Raw genomic sequence first — 21,210 nt, 5'->3', positions numbered from 1 at the left:
CTCGGGTTCACGGTGTCATCACTCCGTCCTCAGGACGTCGCCGAGCCTGAGCCGGGCCGCGAGGCGCCCGGGCCAGGCGGCGAGCAGGTTGGCCGTCACGATCGCGACCGGGCCCACCAGGAGAAGGGCCCAGAAGGCCACCGGCGGGTGGTAGAAGAGGGGCGCGTGGTGAGCGACGGTCTGCCACAGGGCGCGGCCGAGGGCCAGGCCGAGGGGGATGCCGAAGATCAGGCCGGTCAGGGCGATGAGGGTGGCCTGGACGGTGACGATCCAGCGGGCCTGGCGGCGGGTCAGGCCCAGGGCGCGCATGACGGCCAGTTCGTGGCGGCGGCGCCGTACGGCGGTGGCCAGGGCGTGGCCGACCGCGCCGACCGCCAGCAGCGCCAGGAACCCGGCCAGCAGCACCGGCAGTACCTCCACGTCCCTGATCTCGGCGAGTTCCGGCGGCGGTTCCGTCGCCTCGAACACGACCTGCAGCCGCAGACGCCCGGCCTCCGACTGGAACCGCGCGGCCGTCGCCTCGGGGTCGGCGCCCGGGCGCAGCGCGACGTGCGCCATGTGGAACTTGAAGGTGTCGAACAGGGCGTCCCACGCCCGGGCGGTCACGTACGCGCCCTCGGCGTAGCCGTTGTGCGAGCCGATCGGCACGAAGCCGACGCCGGTCACGGTGAACCCGCGGGCCGTGCCGTCCTCCCCGGCGAGCGATACGGCGTCCCCCACCCCGGCCTTCAGCAGACGGGCCGTGTTCACCGCGAGCATCACCTCGTGGTCGGCGGCTGGCATCCGGCCCTCGCTGACGACCGTGGGGATCGGCCGTCCCACCGGGGCGTAGGAGTACGTGCTGACCGCGATCTCCCCGGACTGCGCCACCGCGTTGCGGCCCTCGTTGACCCCGATGACGTCGCGGTCACCGGCCAGCCAGGGCAGCACCCGGTCGGCGCCGACGCCCCGGCCGCCGAATCCCAGGTAGACGTTGACCTGGTGGGTCTGGCCGTAGCGGGCCGGGTTGCGCCCGGCGTCGGAGACGCCTGCGGCGAAGGTGAGGGCGGCCAGCACCCCGAGGACGCCGACGACCGCGCCGAGCAGGGCGGGGCGGACCGGGACGGCGCCGCGCCCGCGTCCGCGTCCGCGTTCCAGGGCGAAACGGGCGCCGACCACCACCGGCACCGGCAGTCCGGCCCGGGCCGCGCCCGTCGCCACCGCCGACGGCCGCGCCGCCGGACGGGAGCCGCGCAGGGCGATCCAGGCCGACCCCGCCGCCGCCAGGGCGGCCAGGGCGGTCACGGCCAGCCACCCCGGGGCCAGCACCAGCCAGTCGGCGTCCAGGCCCGGATAGGGTTCGCCGAGCGCCGCCATGCCGATCGGCATCCAGTTCGAGGCCGCGAACGCCCCCGCCACGCCCAGCCCGGCGCCCGCGGCGGCTGCGACGGCGGGGGCCAGCGCCGCCGCCGTGACGGTCTGCCGGGGGGTGAGCCCGACCGCGCGCAGCGACTGGAGCTCGGCGACCGCGGCGGCGCAGTAGCGGGCCATGGACTGGCCGATCAGGATCGCCGCCGCGGCGAGCGCGGCGAGCGCGAACGCCAGCAGCGACAGCGCCTCGAAGGCCAGCACCTGGTTGATGTGCTCCAGTTCCTGGCCCATGTCCCAGACGTCGATGTTGTTGTCGCCGGTCGCCCGGGCGAGCTCCTGTTTGAACGCCGGGATGCCGTCCGTGCCGTCGTGCAGCCGGACCAGCGCGTTGATGTTCACGCTCTCCCGGGAGCCCATGATGTTGGCGCGGTACTCGGTGAACATGCCGTACGAACCGAGGGCGAAACCCTCGCCGTCCACCTGGTCGGAGAACCACATGGACCGGATGACCCCGGTGATCCTGGCCGGGAACCGGGGCCCGGCGGGCCGTATGGCCGCCGGGTTCCGCATGGGGTCGTCCATCTGTTCCGGGCTGGGCATCAGGACCGTCACCGTGTCGCCCACCTGGAGGTTCCACCGCTTCAGGAAGTAGGGCGAGACGGCCAGCTCGTCGGTGCTGTGCGGGGCGGGCAGCCGGCCCTCCAGCACGAGCGGCCTCTCGATGGTGCGCCAGCTCTGGTCGTCGGCGATGGTCGGCAGCCAGTCGGTCATCGATCCGCCCGGTATGCCCTCTATGTGGAAGCCCGACAGGGCGAACGTGGCCACCGCCTCCACCGTCGGCAGGGCGCGGATCCTGTCCCAGTCGAAACCGGCCTGGTTGGGCAGGACCACCGCGTGCCCGGGCAGGGTCTCGGCGAGCAGCCGCTCGGCGGAGGACATCCCCCGGCGCGCCCCGGCCACCGACGCCAGCACGGTGGTCGTGGCCAGGGCCACCAGCAGGGCCAGCACGATCAGCGAGCGCCGGCGGCGGCGCAGTTCCAGGCGGAGCCAGATCGCGGTCATCTACTCGCTCCTCAGGACGTCGGCGACGCGCAGCCGGGCGGCGGTGCGGCCCGGCCAGGCCGCGAGCAGGGCCGCGGTGAGCAGGGCGGCCGGAGCGATGAGGACCAGCGTCCACAGGGCGGTCGGCGGGTGGTGCAGCAGCGGGGTGTGCTCGGCGACGGCCCGCCACAGGACGCGGCCGAGGGCCAGACCGAGGGGGACGCCGAAGATCAGGCCGGTCAGGGCGATGAGGGCGGCCTGGACGGTGACGGTCCGCCCGGCCTGGCGGCGGGTCAGGCCCAGGGCGCGCATGACGGCCAGTTCGCGGCGGCGGCGCCGTACGGCGGTGGCCAGGGCGTGGCCGACCGCGCCGACCGCCAGCAGCGCCAGGAACCCGCCCAGCAGCACCGGCAGCACCTCCACGTCCCTGAGCTCGGCCAGCTGCCTCGGCGGCAGGACCGGTCCGGCTTCGACCGGGATTCCAGCTTCGGCGGTGGCCGCGCCGATCCGCTCCGCGGCGGCCGCGGGATCGCTTCCGGGGTGGAGCAGGATCTGCACGATGCGGTACTTGAAGGAGCCGAACAGCGAGGTCCATCCCGCGGATGTGAGGTAGGCGCCCTCGTCGTACTCGTTGTGCGGGCTCATCGGCACGAAGCCGATCCCGGTGACGGTGAACGCGCGGGTGCCGCGCTGCCCGGTGAGCGACACCCTGTCCCCGACCCCGGCCTCCAGGCGGCGGGCGGTGCTCACCGCCAGCACCGCCTCCGCGTCCGAGGCGGGCATCCGGCCCTCGACGAGGACGGCCGGCACCGCCCGGCCGACGGGCGCGTGGCTGAAGACCGGGACCGCGACGTCTCCCGCCTGGGCGACCGCTATCCGGCCGTCGTTGATCCCGGCGACCTCCGGCACGGCGGCGATCGCGGAGAGCGTCCGCGACGGATCGTCCCCCTTGCCGTTGAGGCCGATCATGGCTTCGAGCTGGTGGGTCTGGCCGAACCTGACGGGATTGCCCGCGGCCTCCGAGACGCCGGCGGCGAAAGTGAAGCTGGCCAGCACGCCGAGCACGCCCACCACCGCTCCCAGCAGCGCGGGACGCACCGGGACCGTGCCCCGGCCGCGTTCCAGGGCGAAGCGGGCGCCCAGCACGGCCGGCACCGGCAGGCCGGCCCGGGCCGCGGCCGTCGCCACCGCCGACGGCCGTATGTCGGCCGGCCGGGGACCGCGCAGCGCCCGCCACGTGGACACGGCGGCGCCGAGAGCGCCGAGTGCGACCGCGAGCAGCGCCCCCGGGGCCAGGACCCACCAGTCGGCGTCGAGCCCCGGGGCGGGTTCGAGGTCGGCGGCGATGCCGATCGGCGTCCAGTGCGAGGCGGCCACCGCGCCGGCCAGCCCCAGCGCGGCGCCCGCCGCGACGGCGGCGAGCACGGGAAGGGCGGCCGCGGCCACCGCCTGGCGCCGGACGAGGCCGACGGCGCGCAGCACCTGGAGCTCGGCCGCCGCGGCCCAGCAGTACCGGGCGATGGACTGGCCGGTCAGCACGGTGGCCGCGGCGAGCGCGGCCAGCCCGAACGCGAGCAGGGACAGCGCCTCGTAGTCCAGCACCTCGCCGATGTGCCGGACGTCCTCGGCCGCGTTCCACACGTCGATGTCGGAGCGTCCGGTCACCCTGGCCAGGTCCTCCTTGAACCGGGACAGGGACCGGGCGTCGGTGCCGCCGGCCAGCCGGACCAGCGCGTTGACGAACAGCTGCTCCCGCCCGCTCCCCATGAAGTTGGCGCGGTAGCGCTGGAACAGGGCGGCGGAGACGAACGGGACCCCGCCCTGCCCGATGTGGTCCCGGAACCAGGGGGAGCGGACGATCCCGGTGATCCGCACGGTGATCCGGGGACCCTGCGGCACCGCGAACGCCGCGTCCGGGACGCTGCGCAACTGCTCGGCGGAGGCCAGGCGGAGGGCGAGGGTGTCGCCGGGGCCTCTGCCGTAGGCGTCGGCGAACCGGGCGGACACCGCGATCTCGTCCGCGCGCCCGGGGGCCGGCAACCGGCCCGCGAGCAGCACGGGGCGCTCGATGGTGTGCCACATCTCGGTGTCGGAGGGGCCGGGGATCCACACCGGCAGCGGGCCGCCCGGCAGGTCCTCGACGTGGAAACCGGAGACCGGGAAGGTGCCGACCGCGATGACGCCGGGTATGGCGCGGACCCGGTCCCAGTCGAAGCCCGGCTGGTTGGGCAGCACCACGGCGTCCCCCGGCAGCGTCACGGCGCGCAGCCGGTCCATCGAGGTGTGCCCGCGGCGGGCCCCCGCGGCCGCCGCGAGCACGGTGGCGGTGGCCAGGGCGACCAGCAGGGCGAGCACGATCAGTGAGCGCCGGCGGCGGCGCAGTTCCAGGCGGAACCAGATCGCGGTCATCTCCTCGCTCCTCAGCGGGTCGGCGGCGCGCAGCCGGATCGGGAACCGGAGCGCGCGGGGATCACGGGGTGTCGATCTTGCCGTCGCGCATCCGCACGATGCGGGAGGCCCCCGAGGCCACCTCGGCCGAGTGGGTGACCATGACGATCGTCTGGCCGTCGTCGTGCAGCCGCCGGAACAGCTCCAGCACCTCCAGCCCGCCCTCGCTGTCCAGGGCGCCGGTGGGCTCGTCGGCCAGGAGCAGGGTCGGCCGGTTGACCAGGGCCCTGGCGATGGCGAGCCGCTGGCGCTGACCTCCGGACAGCACCGCGGGCACCTGGCTGACGCGGTCGCCCAGGCCGAGCAGGTCCAGCAGGTCGCGGGCGCGGGACTCGGCGGCCCGGCGGCGCATCCCGCCCAGCACGCCCGGCATGACCAGGTTGTCCAGCGCGGACACCCCGTCCAGCAGGTTGAAGAACTGGAACACGAAGCCGATGTGGTGGCGGCGGAAGCGGGCCAGCCAGTCCTCGTCCCGGCCGTCCACCCGTTCCCCGGCCACCTCGACGCCGCCCTCGTCCACCCGGTCGAGACCGGCGATGACGTTGAGCAGGGTCGACTTGCCGCAGCCCGAGGGGCCCGTCACCGCGATGAACTCGCCCGCGGCGACGTCCAGGTCGAGCCCGCGCAGCGCGCGCACCGGCGCCAGCTCGGCGGCGAAGGTGCGCCGGACGCCGCGGATCCGGACCGCGGGGCCCGGTCCGGACCCCACCCCGGACTCCGCCCCGAGGGCGGTCGCGAGGTCGGGCCCGGCGGTGACCCCGGCGGTGACCCCTGCGGTGACAGGGCCCGGCCCGGCCGTCTCAGTGGTCGCCAGATCCTGTCGGGTCGGTTCGGTGGTCATCGGGGGTCTCCAGGAGGTGGTAGGCGGTGACGGGGGTGGTGCGGCCCTTGACGACGCGGGAGCCGAGCGGTTTCCACGGCCAGGCGTCCCCGGCCGCCCGCACCGTGCTCTCCGCGGCCACCGTGCCGTACGGCCGGGCCAGGTCCTGCATCCGCTGGGCGAGGTTGACCGTGTCCCCGACCAGCGTGTATTCGAGCCGTTCCTCGCTGCCCAGCAGGGCGGCGGCGACCTCGCCGGAGCACAGCCCGATGCCCAGGTCGAACGGGGCGGCGCCGCGCGCCGCCCACTCCCGGTTCAGCTCGCGCTGCCGCAGGTGCATGCCGGCGGCGGCCCGTACGGCCCGCGGGCCGTGGTCCTCCAGCGGGGAGGGGGCGCCGAACACGGCCATCACCGCGTCCCCGACGTACTGCATGACGGTGCCGCCGCCGCTGAGGATGGCGGCGTTCATGGCACGCCGGTGCGCGTTGAGCTGACCGGCCAGCACGGCCGGGTCGGTGCGTTCGGCGATGGCCGAGTAGCCGCGGACGTCCGACATGAGCACGGTGACGACCAGCCGCTCGGTGTGCTCGCCCAGGCCGCTGCGGAGCCGCTCGGCGACGCCGCTGGGCAGCAGCCGCGACAACTTCTCGCCGTGCTCCTCGCGCCGCAGGATCGCGGTGTGCAGCATGCGCAGCCGGCGCAGCGCGCTCTGCCGTCCCACGCTGGCGTCCCGGGCCAGGCCGAGGAAGAGCCGCTCGATCGCCGCGTTGACCGCCTCCGGCGGCTCGCCGCGGGCGGCGGCGACGGCCTTCACCGAGCGGCCCTCCGCGATCTGGCCCAGCAGGTCGTCGTCCTCGGCCGACAGCTCGCCGTCGGCGCGGGCGGGGGAGAGCAGCTCCCGCACGATCACGGGGTCGAGCATCGATCCCCCGGCGGCCACCTCGCGGATCGCCCGGCCCAGCAGGCCGGAGTCGGCGACCCTGTCCTTCAGCAGGTAGGCGTAGCCGTCGGCGCCGCCGGCCAGCAGCCCGACCGCGTACTCGGGGTCGTCGTACTGGCTGAGCACGACCACGCCGGTGCCGGGCAGCCGCCCGCGCACCTCCCGGGCCGCGTCGATGCCCTCGTTCTGGAAGGTGGGCGGCATCCGGATGTCGGTGACCAGGACCTGCGGGCGCAGCTCCACGGCCCGGGAGACCAGCTCGTCGTAGTCGGCCGCCACGCCGACCACGTCCAGGGCGGGATCCCTGGACAGCAGCGCGCGCACCCCTTCGCGGACGATCAGGTTGTCGTCCGCGAGCAGCACGGTGATGCGTTCCACGATCCGAATGTCCTCCTTCCGGCATACCCGGCCAAGAGGGCTGAGCCCTACGGGCGGGGGGTGCTAGCACCCCCCTGACCCGGTGGGCAGCGCCCTTCGGGCAGGGCCGGTCCGCGGCCTAACGTCGAGGCGAATCGAGCCGAAAAGGAGGCGGCGATGCGTATCGAATCCCATGCGACGTCCCTGTCTTGGATTCCGTCCGAAGCGGTGAAGGGTTACACCCGGACGATGTTCGCCGCAGGAATCTCCCACTACGACTCCCCGCCGCCCGACGTGCTCGACGATCTGGAGGGGATGCGCGACGCCGACGCCTACCGGTTCGCCAACCGCATCCACGCCTGGGCCGAGTTCTCCGGGGGACGGCCGGTGGACTACGGCGTCGAGGGCGGCGTGGTCATCGGGTCCACCACGGTCCGGCTGGGCAGGCTCGGCGCCACGTTCGCCGCCGTCCCCCTGCCCGATCTGCGCGCCCCGGCCGAGACGGGCGACGGCTGGGTGCGGTTCACCCAGACCGCCGGCGGCCGTACCGCGCTGCCGTTCCCCCGCACCCTCGCCAGGGCGCCGTTCGTCCGCTGGCAGGCTCCGCTGGTCTGGACGACGCTCTCGCTCACCCTGCACGCCGACGGCCGCTCGGCGGTCGGACTCGTCGGGGCCAGCCCCTTCCCCCGGCACTGGGTGTACGACTCCGCCGACCGGCTCTGCCTCAAGGCGGGCGTGGCCGACTTCAAGGCGTGGGCGGGGCAGATCGCCACCCCCTGGGGCGCCGAGGACTCCCCGGTGGTGGTCACCGCCGCCGAGACGGCGCTGGAGCGGGAGCTGTCCACCCGGCTCATGCACGGCGGGGCCAGGCCGGTCGTCCGCGAGCTCCGCCAGGGAGAGGTCCTGGTCCGCCAGGGCGATCCGGGCGACTCCCTGTTCCTGCTGCTGGACGGGGTGGTCTCGGTGGACGTGGGCGGCGGCGTCCTGGCCGAGCTGGGGCCCGGCGCGGTGCTGGGCGAGCGCGCCCTGCTGGAGGGCGGGAGCCGTACCGCCACGCTCACCGCGGTGACCCCCGTCCGGGTGGCCGAGGCCCCGGCCGACGCGATCGACCGGTCGTTCCTGGTCCGTCTCGCCGAGGGCCACCGCCGCGAGAGGTCCGGTCTGTGAGGGTGGCGCTGCTCGGCGTGCGGGGGTCCACCCCGGCCCCCGGCGCCGAGTTCGTCCGGTACGGCGGCCACACCAGCTGCGTCGCCGTCATCCCGGAGCACCCGCCCGCCGGCCGCGCCGCCGGGCGGGACCGCTGGGCGACGTCCGCCGGATGCGCCGGGATCCCGGCCGTCCTGTCCGGTCGCGGGGAGCCCGCGCCCGTCCTGGTGCTGGACGCCGGGACCGGCCTGCGCGAGCTGGGCCGCCACCTGGACGGGGCGCCGTTCCGCGGCACGATCCTCCTGAGCCACCTGCACTGGGACCACGTCCAGGGCCTGCCGTTCAGCCGCTCCGTCGACCATCCCGGCGCCCGCGTCGACCTCGTGCTGCCCGGCGTCCCCGCGGAGCCGGCGGAGCCCGAGGCGCTGCTGGCCGGGGCGATGTCCCCGCCGCACTTCCCGATCACTCCGGGCGGGCTGCTGGGCGCCTGGCGCTTCCTGCCGGCGACGGCGGGGCCCCGGCGGATCGGCGGCTGCACGGTCACCCAGGCCGAGATCGTCCACAAGGGGGGCGTCACCGTCGGCACCCGCGTCGAGTGCGACGGCGTCTCCCTGGCCTACCTGCCCGACCACGCCCCGCAGTTCGGCTCGGCGGCCGCCGAGGAGCTGGCCTCCGGAGTGGACCTGCTGCTGCACGACGGCCAGTTCCTCGCCTGCGAGCAGGACGTCGCCGACCGGTACGGCCACGCCACCGTGCCGGACGCGGTGGCCTTCGCCGCCCGCTGCGGCGCCCGCCGCCTGGTGCTCACCCACCACGCCCCCGGCCGCACCGACGACGAGCTGGACGCCCTGGCGAAGGAACTGGCGGGCGTCGCCGAGGTGGCCCGCCAGGGCGACGTCCTCACCGTCGGCGGGGGCCGTCCCGGCCCGGCGCGCCCGCCCGGTCCGGGGCGCGACTGATCGTCCGGCGTTTGGATCTTGCCGGCCGGGGCAGCCGTTGGTCATCGCGGGACGGATGGCTGCGGGAGGTCACCATGACGAAGAAGCAGGGGAAGGCCGGCACGGTGGCCGTGATCGCCCACCAGCGCAAGTCGCTCGGCGGCGGTCTGGACGAGCTGCGCCGCCTCCTGGCCGACGAGGGCGTGGACGAGCTGCTCTGGTACGAGGTGCCCAAGAGCAAGAAGGCGCCCAAGCAGGCGAGGAAGGCCGTGAAGAAGGGCGCCGACCTGGTCATCGTGTGGGGCGGCGACGGCATGGTGCAGCGGTGCGTGGACGCGCTCGCGGGCTCCGGCACGCGGGTGGGGATCATCCCCGCCGGTACGGCCAACATGTTCGCCAAGAACCTCGGCATCCCCGAGGACCTGCCGGAGGCCGTGCGGATCGCCTTCCACGGCGAGGACCGCAAGCTCGACCTCGGCAGGGTCAACGGCGAGCACTTCGCGGTGATGGCCGGGGTCGGGTTCGACGCGGAGATGATCAAGGACGCGGACCGGGGGCTGAAGGACCGGATGGGCCGGGCCGCCTACTTCTGGACCGGCCTGCGGCACGTCCGCGGCGAGCTCGTCACGATGCAGATCAAGATCGACGGGACGCCCTGGTTCGAGGGCGAGGCCAGCTGCGTGCTGTTCGGCAACGTGGGCACGATCACCGGCGGCATCGAGGCGTTCGACGACGCCCGCCCCGACGACGGCTGGCTGGAGGTCGGCGTCACCACGGCCAGCGGGCCCATCCAGTGGGCCCGCACGCTCGGCCGGATGAGCGTGAGCCGCTCCGACTCCTCGCCGTTCGTCCGGATGACCCGCGCCCGGAAGGTCACCGTCAAGCTGGGCAGGGCCATGTCCTACGAGCTGGACGGCGGCGCCAAGGGCACGGTCACCCGGCTCAAGGCCGAGGTCGTCCCCGGCGGCCTCGTCCTCCGCGCCCCCCGGCCGGCCCCCGCCGAGGAGGAGCCCTCCCGGCCGGCCCCCTCCGGGGAGAAGGCCGGGACCGGCCGGGAGCCCGCGGTCACGAAGGCGTGACCGTCATCTGCGGCCCGGTCACGAAGGCGTGACCGTCGTCCGCGGCCCGGTCATGCGGGGGTGACCGTCATCTGCAGCTCGGTCACCCACTGGCTCCGGTCCTCCGGGCAGTCGAGGTAGACCTCGCGGGCGAGGCCGACCACGCGGTAGCCGTTCTCCTCGACCCACTGGGCGAGGACCTGGAAGCTCGGGCCGACCTCCTCCATCGGGCCCCGGTGGAGGATCGTGGCGGCCGTCTCGATCGGCGGCAGGTCCACGATGGCGAAGTCGTGCTCCCGTTCCGGGGCCGCCGCGACCTCCATCCCGGCGCGCACGATCACCTTGCCGTCCTCCTCGGCCTCGTAGCAGGCGATGCCCGGACCGGTGGTCACGACCCCGGCGCGCTCCAGCCGCGCGCACAGCTCCTGGTAGAGCGGCTGGATGACCGGGCCGATGTCCTCGCTCTCGTAGCTCGCCGCCACCGCTCTGAGCTCCGCGACCCGGACCGGGGCGACCCGCTTGACCAGGACTTCCTCTGTGCTCATGAGACCCTCCGTCTCGATGGCCCGGAGCCTCGCCTCGACCCGGAGCAGCCGGGCGGTGTCCGCCGCGATGCGCTCCTCCAGCTCCGCGCGGCGCAGCCGTACCATGCCGTGCAGCTCCTCCGGGCTCACCTTCTCCTCGATGATCGAGGCGATCTGGTTCAGGGTGAAGCCGAGGTCCTTCAGGGCGATGATGCGATTGAGCCGCGAGAGCTGGGCGGCCCGGTAGAAGCGGTAGCCGCTGGCCGGGTCGACGCGGGCGGGCCGCAGCAGCCCGAGCGCGTCGTAGTGGCGCAGCATCCGCACCGACACGCGGCCGAGCTGGGCGAAGTCTCCGATGCTGAACATGATGCTTCCAGGTGTAGGGCCTCACACGGTGTCAGGGTCAAGGCTCCCGGAAGGCGGGGGCGGCGGGGAAGGGGCGGGCGCGCGGATAATCGGTTGGCGCGAGGACGCCGGCGGAGCAGCATGGCGGGCATGTCACTGCGCTTCCACGAGATCGCCGAGGGCGGTCACCGCATCCTCAACCCGTTCACCGACGACAAGCTGGCGCTGCTGGGCGAGGTCGCCCGGCTCCGCCACGGCATGCGCCTGCTCGACCTGTGCTGCGGCAAGGGGGAGATGCTCTGCCGCTGGGCCCTGGAGCACGGGATCGAGGGGGTGGGGGTCGACATCAGCGAGGTCTTCCTGGACGCGGCGCACGAGCGGGCGGTGGAGCTGGGGGTGGCCGGGAGGATCCGGTTCGAGCGGGGCGACGCCGGGGCCCACCCGGCCGAGCCGGGCTCCTTCGACGTCGTGTCGTGCCTCGGGGCGACGTGGATCGGTGACGGGGTGGAGGGGACGGTCAAGCTGATGCTCCCGGCGCTCAAGGAGGACGGGATCCTCCTCGTCGGCGAGCCGTACTGGATCTCCGAGCCGCCCGCCGGGGCCTACGAGGCGTTCGGCTTCGGGCCGGCGGACTTCACCTCGCTGGCCGGGACCTTCGACCGGTTCGAGGCGGCCGGTACGGAGGTCCTGGAGATGGTCCTGGCCGACCCCGGCAGCTGGGACCGCTACGTGGCGAGCCAGTGGTGGACGCTGAGCGACTGGCTGCGCGCCAACCCCGGCGACCCCGAGGTCGAGGAGGTGCGCGCGTTCCTGGAGCGCTGCCGCAGGTCGCATGTGGAGTACGGCAGGCGGTACCTCGGCTGGGGCGTCTTCGTGCTGCGCCGCCGTTGACGGTTACCGACGGGTAGAAATACCTTCTAGACATACATTCTAGAAGTTGCGGATCCCGCGGAGGAACGATGACCGACGTCCAGCTCGCCCGGCAGTCCTGGCGCCGCCTGGAGCCCCTCCACGGGATGATCTACTTCGTCCCCGAGGCCGCCGAGCGTTACGCCGCGCTCGGGCTCGACAAGCACGCGGGCTACTTCGCCTCCCGCGCCGCGGCCTTCGGCGCCGCCTCGCCCGAGCTGGTCATCGCCACCTTCTACAACTTCTGCCCGGCGCTCGTCCGCAAGGCGCTCCCGGCGGCCTGGGAGAGCACGACCCCGGAGAAGGTCCTGCGGGCCCGCTACGACGCCGCCGACGCGGCCCTGCGCCGGGGCGGGATCCACGAGCTGCCCGGCCTGGCCGAGACGGCGGCGCTGGCCAGGCGGGCGGCCGAGCGCGCCTGCGAGCACCCCCAGGGCCGCCCGCTGTTCGCCGCGCACGCCGCGCTGCCCTGGCCGTCGGACGACCCCCTGCTGGAGTTGTGGCACGCCCAGACCCTGCTGCGCGAGTTCCGGGGCGACGGGCACGTCGCCACCCTGCTCGCCGAGGGGGTCGGGCCGCTGGAGGCGCTGGTCCTGCACGGCGCCGCCGGCTCCGGCCTGCCCGTGATCTTCCTGAAGATCAGTCGGGCCTGGCCGGAGGAGGAGTGGCTGGCGACCGAGGAGCGGCTGCGCGAGCGCGGGCTGCTGGCGGGCGACGAGCTGACCGCCGAGGGGCGGGCGCTGCGGCAGCGGATCGAGGACCGCACCGACGAACTGGCCCTGCCCGCCTACGCCGCGCTCTCCGACGACGAGCTGGCCCGCCTGGCCGAGCTGGCCCGGACCTTCGGCCGCGGCGTGGTGAACGCGGGCCTGCTGAACGTCGGCGGCTGACCCGCGGCGCCGGTCACGCCCGTCCGGCGCCGCGGGTCAGGTCCGGGCCGGTCACCCGATCGCCGGCGGGACCGGCCGGTCCGTCACGGTCAGTCCGTCACGGTCAGTCCGTCGCGGTCGGGTCGGCGACCTGGCCGATGAAGAGCGGCACCCGCGTCGGCAGGTGGACGATCGCGAAGGCGAACGGCCGGTCGGCGCGGAGCTCGGCCTCGGCGGGCGGCGGAGCCGAGACGGCGAAGGCCAGGCCGGTGACGGCGGCGGCCTCGGTGCCCCACTCGTCCACGGTGATGTTCACCTTGTGCGCGGCCTGCTGCAGGAAGAGCCCGTCGGAGATGCCGGAGTAGCCCGTGCTCCTCAGCCCGAGCCCCGCCAGCGACTCGCCCAGGTCCAGGCCGGTGGAGAAGTCCCAGCGGGGCATGACGACCCGCACCCTGGTCTTCTTCAGTCCCCCGGCCGTCTCGGTGAGCGCCTCGGGGGAGAGCCGGTCGGCGGGGGAGCCGCCCGCCTGCGGGAGCAGGATCCACATGGCCAGCCCGCTCTCGGCGTAGGGCAGCTCGACGGCCTGCCAGCCGGGCCCGCTCGCGTAGCCGAACGCGGCCTCCTGCCGCATCAGGGCCGTGTTCACCGTCGTGCCGTCGGCGCGGGTGAAGACGGCGTTCTCCTCCGGCGGGTCGGTGAACGGGGTGGCCCAGTCCGCCTTCAGGTAGAGGGCGTTGGCGATGACCAGCTTCGTGCCGGGGTCCAGCCGGTCGAACACCTTCTTGATCCGTCCGGCGGTCTGCTTCTCGGCCCAGGCGTCGATGACGTCGGAGGCGTTCCCGGTGAAGTCCACCTGGCGCGCGCCCGCGCCGTACTTGGCGGCGAGCGTGCGCAGGAACTCCTGCTTGACCGCCAGGCCGTCCTGGACGAACAGGCCGCTCGCGAGGCTGACCACCGGCGGCTCGGGCTCGCCGCCCGCGTCCTGGGCGTCCCGCACCGCGTCCCGGTCGGGGACGGGCGGCGGCCCGTCGATCGTGGTGATCACGCGGGACAACGTGTTGAACGCCGAGTGCGGTCCCTCGGACGGGAAGCCGAAGACCTCGTCCAGCTCGGCCCCGGTCGCCCGGTCCGCGCCCGCCCTGGCCATGCCGTAGGCGTAGGCGATGCTCAGCGGGGACAGCACGGTGTTGGTCCCGGGCTCGGCGACCGCGGTGAACAGCGTGTGGCCGAAGGCGGCCAGGGCCGGCTGCAGGTTCCTGACCGGGGCGCCGTCCGGGGTCTCCCGCTTCACCCCCTCGGCGGTGATCACACGGGCCGCGGGCTCGCCCCCGCACGCGGCGAGGGCGGCGACGGCCAGCAGGCCGAGAGCGAACGCGCGACGATTCATGCCCTTCAAACGTCCGCGGGGGGCCTGCGGTTCACCGGTCCGCGGGTTCACCGGTCCGCGGGTTCACCGGTCCGCGGGTTCGACGGGCCCGCGGGTTCGACGGGCCTGCGGGTTCGACGGGCCTGCGGGCCGTACGGCTCACCGACCGTGCCGCTCGCGGGCCGCCCGGCCGGACGTCAGGACGTCAGATCGCGTACCCGGCGAAGGCGGGGAACGGCAGCAGGGCGCGCACCAGCGTGCGCCGGATCGGCCGCCCGGGGAAACGCTCCCGTGCCGCCGCCGCGAGCCCCCGGGCGGAGACGAACCGGAAGTCGTAGATCCACAGGGGCGCCTCCGGCTTCAGCACCCGGGCGAACTCGGCCACGGCCCGGTCCACCCGATCCCAGTGGTGCATGCTGAGCGTCGAGACGACGAGGTCGAACGCGCCGTCCGGGTAGGGCAGCGCGGCGACGTCCGCCACGTCCAGGGCGACCCGGTCCTCCAGGGAGGCGTCGCGCACGTGGCGGCGGCCGATCGCGATCATGTCCTTCGACAGGTCCATGCCGCTCAGGCGGAGGTCCGGGCGGAGCCGGGCGAGCTCCAGCAGCAGGTGACCGGAGCCGGTCCCCGCGTCGAGGACCGCGCCGTCCCGCGGGGCCGCGTCGGCGATCTCCCGGCAGATCTTGCGGAACAGGGGGCGGTTGAGGCGGGCCGCCCGCCGGTCGTAGCGCTCGCCGCTCCGGCCCTCGAAATACGACATCCCATCACGTCCTCTCCGATGTTGACCTTCGCCCCAATCTGCAGGTTAATGTGAACATGAAGTCAAGTGTCGCGGAGACGGTCGAGATCGGCGAGCTGGCGGGCCGGTACGGCCTGGCGACCCACGTCCTGCGCCACTGGGAGGCGATGGGCCTGCTCACCCCCGCCCGCCGGGCCAACGGCCGGCGCCGCTACGGGCCCGAGGACGACGCCCGGGTCGCGCTGATCGTGCGCGCCAAGGAGGCCGGGGCCTCGCTGGAGCAGATCCGCGAGCTGGTGACCGCGGGCGACGGGGCGCGCAGGCGGGAGATCCTCGCCCGGCACCGGGCCGAGCTGGCCCTGCGGATGGATCGGCTGCGCACCTCCATGGAGATGATCGAGCACGTGCTGGCGTGCCCCGCGGAGGACTTCTTCGAGTGCCCGGAGTTCCGGCGCATGCTCACGGCGGGCGAGGTCCCGTGCGAGACCCACTGCGAGGGCTGAGATCAGTGCCCGTCCGCCGGGCGGGTGAGCGGGGGGAGCGCGGCGAGGGCGGTCTCGCGGTCGGTCCCGGTGGCTTCGAGGAGGTCGACGACGATGGACCGGAGCTGGGCGATCATCGCGGCGGTGGAGAAACCCGCGAGGGCGGTGGGGACGCCGTCCAGCCGGGCGGCCGCCTCCATGATCGCGGCCCTGGCCCCGTCGGGCGGGTGACCGGCGGCCAGCTCGTCGCGGAGGGTCAGGACGGCGGCGGCGAGCTCCCGCAGGACCGGGGAGAACGAGGCGGGCGGGGTCTCGCCGGCGTGCAGCGCGGCCACGGCGCGCCGGACGAGCACCCGGGTGTTGCGGAGCGCGCGGTCGACCGGCGGGGCGGCCGTCTCGTATCTTCCGAGCCGCGTGCGGAGCCGCCGCCGTAGCGGGGCGATGGTCGTCATCTCCTTGCCCGTCTTCAGGGCGTCGTCGAGGTCCTCCACCGCCTGCTGCGTCCCCCTGACCTCCTCCAGCGTGTCGGCGGCGCGTTCCGGGTCGCGCTCCGCGACGGCGTCCGCGGCGCCGCGGAGGGCGGCGGCCAGGGCCTCCAGCACGGCGGCGGCGTGCCGGTGGACGATGGCGGCGGGACCGGTGGGCAGCAGGGCGACGGCGGCGATGCCCAGCGCCCCGCCGACCATCGCGTCGACCATGCGGTCGAGGCCGCCGACGCCGGTGGGCGGCAGCAGGGTGGCGACCAGCACCGCGGACGATCCCGCCTGGAGGACGATCAGCGACCCGCTGTCCAGCAGGACCGCCGCGCTCATCGCCAGCGCGACGACGAGGGCGATCTGCCACGGCCCGGAGCCGATCTGGAGGATCAGCAGGTCGCCGATCCCCACGCCGAGGCTCACCCCGGCGACCAGTTCGGCCAGGCGGCGCACGCGCTGGCCGACGGCCACCCCGATGCAGATCACCACGGCGATCGGCGCGAAGAACGGGCGGCCGTGGCCGAGCACGTCCTTGGCCACGACCCACGCGAGCGCGGCGGCGACGGCGCACTGGGCGATGGACGGCCCCATGAGCGCCAGCCGTTCCAGCCGGCCCCGCACATCGACATTCATGATCCCCCCGGGTGCCCGGGGCGGATCCCCCCGGGCGATGCCTTCCCGCCGTCCGGCGTCACGTGCCGTCCCGCGCCGCGCGATCCCGTACGGCCGGCGTCACGTGTCACCGGGCGTCGCGCGATCCCGCACGGCCGCCGCCACGTAGACCTCGACGCCGTCCAGCACGCGCTGCAGGCCGAACTCGAAGCCGTCGTCGTCGTTGTCGGGGGAGAACACGCCCGCGTCGGCGACGCGCCTGAGCGTCGCGAAGCGTCCGTCGTCCAGGAAGCGCATCAGGAACGGCCCCTGCGCCTGCCAGAACTGCTCGTCGCTGACCCCGGTGCGCTGCGCGGCCTGGCCCGCCTCCACGATGAGGCGGGCGAACCCGGTCACGTAACCGTCGACGAGCGTGATCACCTTCATCATCTCGAACGCGTCCAGGCCGATGCCGTCGAGCAGGCGCAGGGCGACCTCCAGCCCTCTGATGGAGCTGGGGCCCAGCACCGGCCGGGCCTGGGAGACCTGGAGGATCCACGGGTGGCGCAGGTGGAGCGCCAGCGACCCGCGGGCGATCTCCTCCAGCCCGGCGCGCCAGCCCTTGGCGCGCAGGCGTCCGGCCTCCTGCCCGGGATCCTGCCCGGGATCGAGGTCCTCGCCGTACACCGCGTCGAGCATGAGGTCGACGAGTTCGGCCTTGCCCGGCACGTAGCGGTAGAGCGACATGGTGCCGACCCCGAGCGCGGTGGCGATCCGGCGCATGGAGAGCGCGGTCAGCCCCTCGGCGTCGGCGACCTCGATCGCGGCCTTGACGATGCGCTCCACGCTGAGCCCGGGTCTGGGTCCGCGCGCGGGCCGTTCGCCGCCGCCCCACATCACTTTGAGGCTGAACGACAGGTCTCCGCGGCCGCTGTATTCCGTCGACATCTTGCGCTCATCATAGGACTGCGTATGCTGTACGCATAACTTCGTACACCGTACCCAGTAAGGAGGCCGTCATGGCCCCGAGCGGAGCGGCGATCGTCGCCGAAGGACTGCGGAAGGAGTACAAGCAGACCAGAGCCCTCGACGGGTTCGACCTGACCGTCCCCGAGGGCTCGGTCTGCGGGCTGCTCGGTCCTAACGGGGCCGGCAAGACCACGGCGGTGCGGATCCTGTCCACGCTGCTGGAGTTCGACGGCGGCCGGGCCGAGGTCGCCGGGTTCGACGTCGTACGGCAGGCCGCGCAGGTGCGCTACCGGATCGGCGTGACCGGGCAGAGCGCGGCGGTCGACGAGATCCTCACCGGCCGGCAGAACCTGGAGATGTTCGGGCGGCTCTACCACCTCGGCGCGGCCGAGGCCCGCCGCCGGGCGGACGGGCTGCTGGAGCGGTTCGGGCTGGCCGACACCGCGGGCAAGTCGGTCAAGCACTACTCCGGCGGCATGCGCCGCCGGCTCGACCTGGCGGCCAGCCTCATCATGGCCCCCCAGGTGCTCTTCCTCGACGAGCCCACCACCGGCCTGGACCCGCGCGGCCGCATCGAGGTGTGGGAGGCGATCCGCTCGCTGGTCGCCGGGGGCACCACGGTCCTGCTGACCACCCAGTACCTCGAGGAGGCCGACCGGCTCGCCGACCGGATCGTGGTCCTCGACCGGGGCCGGATGATCGCCGAGGGGTCGCCGGAGCGGCTCAAGTCCACCATCGGCGGCGACCAGCTCGACCTGGTCGTCGCCGACGCCGCCGAGCTGGCCGGAGCGGCGCGGATCGTCGCCGGCGTCTGCGGGGCCGAACCCGAGGTCCGGCCGGACACCCGGGGGATCACCGCCCCGGTGCGGCACCGCACCACCGCCCTCGCGGCGACCGTCCTCGTCGAGGCCGTCCGCGCCCTGGACGACGCCGGGATCGCGGTGGAGGACATCGCCCTGCGGCGGCCGACCCTGGACGAGGTGTTCCTCCGGCTCACCGGGCACCGGGCGGAAGCCGGCGGGGAGGGCGCGGAGCTCGCGGAGCTCGCGGAGCTCGCGGGCGGGCGCCCGGCGCCCGGCGGCCGCGGGGAGGAAGGAGCGGGATCCGGGGGAGCGCGCGCGGCGTCCGCCGGCCGCCGAGTGGAGAAGGAGACGACCGTATGACCACGACCGCACCCGCCGCGCCGGCCCGGCCGATCCCGGCGTCCGCCCTGTCCCGGGTCCGCTGGACGATCGCCGACAGCTGGACCATCACCCGCCGCTACCTGATCCACTGGGTGCGCGAGCCCTCCTACATCGTGTGGGGGCTGATGTATCCGATGGTCTCGGTGCTGCTGTTCGGCTACGTCTTCGGCAGCGCCATGGTGGTGCCGGGAGGCGGCGACTACCGCGAGTTCCTGCTGCCGGGCCTGTTCGGCATGACCATGATGTTCGGCATCGGCAACACGATGATGGGCGTCACCACCGACGCCGACAAGGGCATCACCGACCGGTTCCGGTCGATGCCGATGGCCCGCTCCGGGGTGGTGGTCGGCCGGAGCGCGGCCGACATGATCAACTCCCTCATGGACCTGGTCATCCTGGTCGGCTGCGGCCTGATCGTGGGCTGGCGGGCGCACGGGACGATCGGGGAGACCCTGGCGGCGGTCGGCCTGTTGCTGCTGCTGCGGTTCGCCTTCATCTGGGTCGGCATCTACATGGGGCTGGTGGCGAAGAACGCGGAGCAGGCGGGCAACTTCTACGCGCTGCTCTTCCCGCTCACGATGATCTCCAACGCCTTCGTCGCCCCGGAGATGATGCCGGGCTGGCTCGGCGCCGTCGCCGCCTGGAACCCGCTCTCCTCCACGGTCGCCGCGGTCCGCGAGCTGTTCGGCAACCCCGGCCTGGGAGGCGACTCCTGGATCGCGCAGAACGCGACGCTCATGGCCGTGGTCTGGCCCGTGGTGATCGTGGCGATCTTCGCGCCGCTCTCCGCGCGCCGCTACCGCAGAGCCAGGCGCTGATCACTCCGACTACGGCCCTGATCCGGGGGTACCTGGTGGACCTGGCCAGGGCCGCAGTCGGAGGGAACGGACATGGGAAACGGATCCGGATCACGGACGGGACGGCTGCGCGCCGCGGCCCGCAAGGTCTTCCCCGGATCGCGGGCGGGACGGCTGCGCGCCGTGGCCCGCGAGGTCTTCGGCTGGGAGGACCTGCGATCCGGGCAGATCGAGGCGATGAGCCACCTGGTGGGCGGCGGCGACGCGCTCGTGGTCATGCCGACCGGCGGCGGCAAGTCGGCCGTCTACCAGGTGCCCGCCCAGCTCCTCGACGGCCCGACGGTGGTCGTCTCGCCGCTGATCGCGCTGCAGCGTGACCAGGTCGCCGGGCTGGCGGAGCTCGGCGCGGGCGGGGCGGTCGCGCTCAACTCGGCGCAGACCGGCGGCGACGACCCGCTGGAGGCGGTGCACGCGGGCCGCGCCGAATTCGTCTTCCTGGCCCCCGAGCAGCTCGCCAAGCCCGAGATCGTGGAGCGGCTGCGGGCCGCCCGCCCCTCGCTGATCGCGATCGACGAGGCCCACTGCGTGTCCGCCTGGGGCCACGACTTCCGCCCCGATTACCTGCGGCTCTGCCAGGTGATCGAGCGGCTCGGCCACCCGCCGGTGGTGGCCCTGACCGCCACGGCGACCCCGGCGGTGCGCGAGGAGATCGTGGCGGCGCTGGGCCTGCGGGACGTCCGCCAGGTCGTGCGCGGCTTCGACCGGCCCAACCTGGAGCTGGAGGTGCGCCGCTTCGTCGCCGCGGACGAGCTGCGGCAGGCGCTGGTGGACGAGGCGGCCTCCCGCGCCGGACTCGGGCTCGTCTACGCCGCCACCCGCCGGGCCACCGAGGAGTACGCCGCCGCGCTGCGGGAGGCGGGGCGGCGGGCGGAGCCGTACCACGCGGGGATGCGGGCGGCCGACCGGCACCGCGTCCACGAGATGTTCCGCGACGGCGAGCTGGACGTCGCCGTGGCGACCTCGGCGTTCGGCATGGGGATCGACAAGCCCGACGTGCGGTTCGTCCTGCACGCCGCGCCGCCCGAGTCCCCGGACTCCTACTACCAGGAGATCGGCCGCGCCGGACGGGACGGGGAGCCGGCCGCGGCGGTGCTGTTCTACCGGCCCGAGGATCTGGGGCTGCGCCGCTTCTTCACCGGAGGACGGACCGACGAGGAGTTCCTGCTGCGCGTCGCGACGCTGCTGAACGAGCACGGCGGCACGGTCCGCGCCCGCGAGCTCCGCGAACTGCTCGGGGTGGGCGCCGCCCGCCTGACCCGGGCGGTGAACCTCCTGGAACGCGCCGGGGCGATCGAGGTCACCGGCCGGGGCGACCTGCGCGGGGCCGCCGGGGGCCCGGACCCCGCCCGCGCCGTCGAGCGGGCCGCCGAGCTGGAGGAGATCCGCCGGCGCGTCGACGCCTCCCGCGTCGAGATGATGCGCGGTTACGCCGAGACCACCGGCTGCCGCCGCCGGTTCCTGCTGGAGTACTTCGGCGAGCCGTACGAGCGCCTCTGCGGCACCTGCGACACCTGCCGGGCCGGCGAGGCGGAGGCCCCCGACGACACCGGCCCCTTCGCGATGCACGCCCGGGTACGGCACAGCGAGTGGGGGCCGGGCATGGTGATGAGCCGGGAGAACGACCGCGTCACCGTGCTGTTCGACGAGGTCGGCTACAAGACGCTGCTGCTGGAGGCCGTCGAGCGCGAGCGCCTGCTGACGCCCGCCTAGCCGGGCCGTACGACCGGGACTTCGACCGGCACCGGGCCCCGGACGTCACAGCCGGCGGCGAGCCGTTCTCGCCGGACGGCGTGCGCCCGCG

The 21,210-nt window shown here is 74.5% G+C and carries 18 protein-coding genes; 9 read left to right on the top strand and 9 right to left on the bottom strand.

Features of this window, described 5'->3' with window-relative positions; all coding sequences use genetic code 11:
• Positions 1 to 18 precede the first annotated feature (18 nt).
• The 4 genes from Plo01_RS28915 to Plo01_RS28900 form a co-directional block, all read right to left on the bottom strand.
• On the bottom strand, positions 19 to 2,412 hold the full coding sequence (locus Plo01_RS28915) for an ABC transporter permease (protein WP_203893873.1): 2,394 nt from the start codon (positions 2,410 to 2,412) through the stop codon (positions 19 to 21).
• A complete protein-coding gene (locus Plo01_RS28910; protein WP_203893872.1) occupies positions 2,413 to 4,800 on the bottom strand; it encodes an ABC transporter permease in 2,388 nt (795 codons plus the stop codon).
• A gap of 61 nt (positions 4,801 to 4,861) precedes the next feature.
• Positions 4,862 to 5,680, bottom strand: coding sequence for an ABC transporter ATP-binding protein (locus Plo01_RS28905; RefSeq protein ID WP_239317259.1), 819 nt, complete (start codon positions 5,678 to 5,680; stop codon positions 4,862 to 4,864).
• Positions 5,640 to 6,977 carry an adenylate/guanylate cyclase domain-containing protein gene (locus Plo01_RS28900; protein WP_203893871.1) on the bottom strand — a complete coding sequence of 446 codons (1,338 nt, stop codon included), beginning with the start codon at positions 6,975 to 6,977 and terminating at the stop codon, positions 5,640 to 5,642. Before Plo01_RS28900 ends, Plo01_RS28905 begins: the two co-directional genes overlap by 41 nt.
• Positions 6,978 to 7,205: 228 nt before the next feature.
• On the opposite strand from Plo01_RS28900, the gene Plo01_RS28895 reads away from it, so the two are divergent.
• The 3 genes from Plo01_RS28895 to Plo01_RS28885 all read left to right on the top strand — a co-directional run bounded on the left by Plo01_RS28895 (position 7,206) and on the right by Plo01_RS28885 (position 10,119).
• Positions 7,206 to 8,123 carry a cyclic nucleotide-binding domain-containing protein gene (locus Plo01_RS28895; protein ID WP_203893870.1) on the top strand — a complete coding sequence of 306 codons (918 nt, stop codon included), beginning with the start codon at positions 7,206 to 7,208 and terminating at the stop codon, positions 8,121 to 8,123.
• Positions 8,120 to 9,061 (top strand): MBL fold metallo-hydrolase, encoded by a 942-nt coding sequence (locus tag Plo01_RS28890; RefSeq protein ID WP_203893869.1) that lies wholly within the window; start codon positions 8,120 to 8,122, stop codon positions 9,059 to 9,061. Before Plo01_RS28895 ends, Plo01_RS28890 begins: the two co-directional genes overlap by 4 nt.
• Before the next feature lie 74 nt (positions 9,062 to 9,135).
• The gene (locus Plo01_RS28885; protein ID WP_203893868.1) at positions 9,136 to 10,119 is read left to right on the top strand and encodes a diacylglycerol/lipid kinase family protein; all 984 of its coding nucleotides are present in this window, start codon (positions 9,136 to 9,138) and stop codon (positions 10,117 to 10,119) included.
• A gap of 50 nt (positions 10,120 to 10,169) precedes the next feature.
• Here the strand turns inward: Plo01_RS28885 and Plo01_RS28880 are convergent, their stop codons facing one another.
• Positions 10,170 to 10,988: a MerR family transcriptional regulator gene (locus Plo01_RS28880; RefSeq protein ID WP_203893867.1), complete on the bottom strand. Its 819-nt coding sequence runs from the start codon at positions 10,986 to 10,988 to the stop codon at positions 10,170 to 10,172.
• Between the two features lie 129 nt (positions 10,989 to 11,117).
• Here Plo01_RS28880 and Plo01_RS28875 point away from each other — a divergent pair, with 129 nt between their 5' ends.
• Together Plo01_RS28875 and Plo01_RS28870 are read left to right on the top strand one after the other, a co-directional pair.
• Entirely contained in the window at positions 11,118 to 11,858 is a 741-nt protein-coding gene (locus Plo01_RS28875; RefSeq protein ID WP_239317257.1) for an SAM-dependent methyltransferase, read from the top strand.
• A gap of 68 nt (positions 11,859 to 11,926) precedes the next feature.
• A complete protein-coding gene (locus Plo01_RS28870; protein WP_203893865.1) occupies positions 11,927 to 12,766 on the top strand; it encodes an SCO6745 family protein in 840 nt (279 codons plus the stop codon).
• A gap of 103 nt (positions 12,767 to 12,869) precedes the next feature.
• Here Plo01_RS28870 and Plo01_RS28865 read toward each other — a convergent pair whose 3' ends face one another.
• Complete coding sequence (locus tag Plo01_RS28865) at positions 12,870 to 14,132, bottom strand: serpin family protein (protein ID WP_203893864.1); 1,263 nt, start codon at positions 14,130 to 14,132, stop codon at positions 12,870 to 12,872.
• Positions 14,133 to 14,316: 184 nt separating this feature from the next.
• Positions 14,317 to 14,871 (bottom strand): class I SAM-dependent methyltransferase, encoded by a 555-nt coding sequence (locus tag Plo01_RS28860; RefSeq protein ID WP_203893863.1) that lies wholly within the window; start codon positions 14,869 to 14,871, stop codon positions 14,317 to 14,319.
• A 56-nt stretch (positions 14,872 to 14,927) separates the two neighbouring features.
• Here Plo01_RS28860 and Plo01_RS28855 point away from each other — a divergent pair, with 56 nt between their 5' ends.
• The gene (locus Plo01_RS28855) at positions 14,928 to 15,353 is read left to right on the top strand and encodes a MerR family transcriptional regulator (RefSeq protein ID WP_203893862.1); all 426 of its coding nucleotides are present in this window, start codon (positions 14,928 to 14,930) and stop codon (positions 15,351 to 15,353) included.
• Positions 15,354 to 15,355: 2 nt separating this feature from the next.
• Here Plo01_RS28855 and Plo01_RS28850 read toward each other — a convergent pair whose 3' ends face one another.
• Positions 15,356 to 16,441, bottom strand: coding sequence for an FUSC family protein (locus Plo01_RS28850; protein ID WP_203893861.1), 1,086 nt, complete (start codon positions 16,439 to 16,441; stop codon positions 15,356 to 15,358).
• A 99-nt stretch (positions 16,442 to 16,540) separates the two neighbouring features.
• Positions 16,541 to 17,347, bottom strand: coding sequence for a TetR/AcrR family transcriptional regulator (locus tag Plo01_RS28845; protein ID WP_203893860.1), 807 nt, complete (start codon positions 17,345 to 17,347; stop codon positions 16,541 to 16,543).
• 71 nt (positions 17,348 to 17,418) lie between these two features.
• Here Plo01_RS28845 and Plo01_RS28840 point away from each other — a divergent pair, with 71 nt between their 5' ends.
• The 3 genes from Plo01_RS28840 to Plo01_RS28830 all read left to right on the top strand — a co-directional run bounded on the left by Plo01_RS28840 (position 17,419) and on the right by Plo01_RS28830 (position 21,119).
• Positions 17,419 to 18,531: an ATP-binding cassette domain-containing protein gene (locus Plo01_RS28840; protein WP_203893859.1), complete on the top strand. Its 1,113-nt coding sequence runs from the start codon at positions 17,419 to 17,421 to the stop codon at positions 18,529 to 18,531.
• Positions 18,528 to 19,370, top strand: coding sequence for an ABC transporter permease (locus Plo01_RS28835; RefSeq protein ID WP_203893858.1), 843 nt, complete (start codon positions 18,528 to 18,530; stop codon positions 19,368 to 19,370). Before Plo01_RS28840 ends, Plo01_RS28835 begins: the two co-directional genes overlap by 4 nt.
• A gap of 72 nt (positions 19,371 to 19,442) precedes the next feature.
• On the top strand, positions 19,443 to 21,119 hold the full coding sequence (locus Plo01_RS28830; RefSeq protein ID WP_203893857.1) for a RecQ family ATP-dependent DNA helicase: 1,677 nt from the start codon (positions 19,443 to 19,445) through the stop codon (positions 21,117 to 21,119).
• Positions 21,120 to 21,210: the final 91 nt, after the last annotated feature.

This window comes from Planobispora longispora (genome assembly GCF_016863135.1).
GTDB lineage: Bacteria > Actinomycetota > Actinomycetes > Streptosporangiales > Streptosporangiaceae > Planobispora > Planobispora longispora.
This window is presented reverse-complemented; position numbering and strand designations above follow the sequence as displayed.